The organism is Niallia sp., from assembly GCF_031978665.1.
Lineage (GTDB): Bacteria > Bacillota > Bacilli > Bacillales > Cytobacillaceae > Niallia.
The window spans coordinates 95,822-98,466 of sequence record NZ_DALZDK010000002.1; the positions used below are offsets into that span (position 1 = coordinate 95,822).

Annotated in this window: 3 protein-coding genes; all 3 read right to left on the reverse strand. The window is 37.8% G+C overall.

What is annotated here, in order from left to right; translation table 11 throughout:
- A partial coding sequence (locus tag RTL21_RS01645; protein ID WP_312092667.1) for a phosphoglycerate kinase occupies positions 1–627 on the reverse strand: 627 nt, incomplete at its 3' end.
- 110 nt (positions 628–737) lie between these two features.
- A complete protein-coding gene (gene gap, locus RTL21_RS01650; protein WP_047943784.1) occupies positions 738–1,748 on the reverse strand; it encodes a type I glyceraldehyde-3-phosphate dehydrogenase in 1,011 nt (336 codons plus the stop codon).
- 54 nt (positions 1,749–1,802) lie between these two features.
- On the reverse strand, positions 1,803–2,645 hold an 843-nt coding region (locus RTL21_RS01655), incomplete at its 5' end, for a sugar-binding transcriptional regulator (protein WP_312092674.1).

The following is a 2,645-nucleotide window of genomic DNA, read 5'->3' on the forward strand; positions in this document are numbered from 1 at the left end:
AAGAAGGTTTTCAATTACACCAATCTTATCCTTAACTTTCGCTCCACCGATGATAGCAGTGAATGGGCGTTCAGGATTTGATAATGCTTTTCCAAGAACATCAAGCTCTTTTTGCATTAATAAACCAGATACTGCAGGAATATGATGAGCAATTCCTTCTGTTGAAGCGTGCGCACGGTGTGCAGCACCAAATGCATCATTTACAAATACATCTGCAAGCTCTGCATATTGTTTTGATAATTCTACATCATTTTTTTCTTCACCAGCATTGAAACGCACGTTTTCAAGAAGGATTACATCCCCTTCTGATAACTTGCTAATTTGTGCTTTAACAGCTTCACCGTATGATTCGTCAGCTTTTACTACTTCTTTACCTAGTAATTCTGAAAGACGTTTTGCAACAGGAGTTAAACGTAACTCTTCTACTACTTCACCATTAGGACGTCCTAAGTGGCTAGCAAGAATAACAATTGCTCCACTTTCTACTAATGCGTTAATAGTTGGAAGTGCAGCTTGAATTCTTGTTTCGTCTGTGATTTGTTGATCTTTCATTGGTACGTTAAAGTCAACGCGAACGAAAGCTTTTTTCCCTTTTAAATCGATATCACGAATTGTTTTCTTGTTCATTATAGGTACCCTCCACTGCATATTTTTAAAATAGCGGAAACAAAGTTGTTTCCGCTGTTAGATTAAAGGGGGTGCTTATTAACTCGCACATAATTCCATTTGAAAGGGAATTATTTTGTTGCAAGTTGTGCAAAGTGCTTAACAGTTCTAACTAATTGGTTAGTGTAAGACATTTCGTTGTCATACCAAGCAACAGTTTTAACAAGTTGTTGATCACCAACAGTGATAACTTTTGTTTGTGTTGCATCGAATAATGAACCATAGCTAATTCCAATAATATCAGAAGAAACAAGCTCTTCTTCCGTGTAACCGAAAGATTCGTTAGCAGCTTCTTTCATTGCAGCATTGATTTCTTCAACTGTAACTTTTTTATCAAGAACAGTAACAAGCTCTGTTAAAGAACCAGTTTTAACTGGAACACGTTGAGCAGCACCGTCTAATTTACCTTGTAATTCAGGTAATACTAAACCGATTGCTTTTGCAGCACCAGTTGAGTTAGGAATAATGTTTTCAGCAGCTGCACGAGCACGACGGAAGTCACCTTTTGGATGTGGAGCATCTAAAGTGTTCTGGTCGCCAGTGTAAGCGTGAATTGTAGTCATTAAACCAGATACGATACCGTATTTGTTTTGAAGTACTTGTGCCATTGGAGCAAGACAGTTAGTAGTACAAGAAGCACCAGAGATAACTGTTTCAGTTCCATCAAGAACATCATGGTTTACATTGTAAACAACTGTTTTCATTTCGCCAGTAGCTGGAGCAGAGATAACAACATTTTTAGCACCTGCTTGAATGTGAGCTTCTGCTTTTTCTTTAGTTGTGAAGAAACCAGTAGATTCGATAACTGTATCTACACCAAGTTCTCCCCATTTAAGGTCAGCTGGATTTCTTTCAGCAGTTGTAACAACTTTTTGACCGTTTACTAAGAAGTAACCTTCATGTACTTCAATTTCCCCTTGGAAAGTTCCTTGAGATGAATCATATTTTAAAAGATGTGCTAGCATTTTAGTATCAGTTAAATCATTGATTGCAACCACTTCTAATTCTGGGTTTTCCATGATTTTTCTGAATGCTAAACGTCCGATACGTCCAAAACCGTTAATTCCTACTTTTACTGTCATTTTAATTTTCCTCCTCTAATTTTAAGAGTATTAAATATATAAAGGGATTTCCCATTATATCAACTGTTTAGCGGCTCCTTCATCTGTTATTAAAATAGTTGAAGGTGGTGCTTCTTTAAAATAAGCACGAATAGCCTTTGATTTTGATGCTCCGCCAGCTACAGCAATAATACTAGGTACAGAAGATAAGTCTTCCAGTCGCAGTCCAATTGTTTGAACCTTGTGGACAACCTCTCCCTCTTCATTGAAGTAGTACCCAAATGCTTCACCAACAGCTTCTGCATGTTTAATTTTTTCTAGATCACTTTTACTTGTATTTCTGCGATTTGCCATTGTCAGCGCCTCGCCAATCCCATGAACTAGAAGATTTGCTGAACGAATAAGTTTTAATACTTCACTTATTCGAGGATCTGTGGAAATGCTTTTATACATCTCTTCACTGACCTCATCTGGTGCGTATAAAACTCGATGTTTCGATGCAGTATGATCTGCCATCAGCGAACAAATTGTATTTGCCTGATTCTTTACATCTTCTCCTATTCCACCACGAGCAGGAACAAATAATAATTCGCTATCTGAGATTGCAGGTGTTAGCGCCTCAGCAACGGAAGACATAGTAGTCCCACCAGTAACTGCGATGATATTATTTCCTTTAAGAAGAGATTTCATACAATTTGCTGTTGCAAGTCCTAATTCTTTTTTTACCCATGGAGAATGATCACTGTCTCCAGCTACGATAATAACTCGGCTAATGCCCAGTTTGTTTTGCAGTAGCTGCTCCATTTCGTTAATACCCGTTACTTCCCTCATTACACTAGAAAGACTTTCCAACACTTCTTCCCCTATTGAAGTGACTGTCATGCCGATGTTTGAAATATGTATAAGCTGCTGATCTTT

Coding starts and splice junctions, on each gene's coding strand:
- gap (WP_047943784.1), bottom strand. CDS start 1,748: ATGACAGTAAAAGTAGGAATTAACGGTTTTGGACGTATCGGACGTTTA.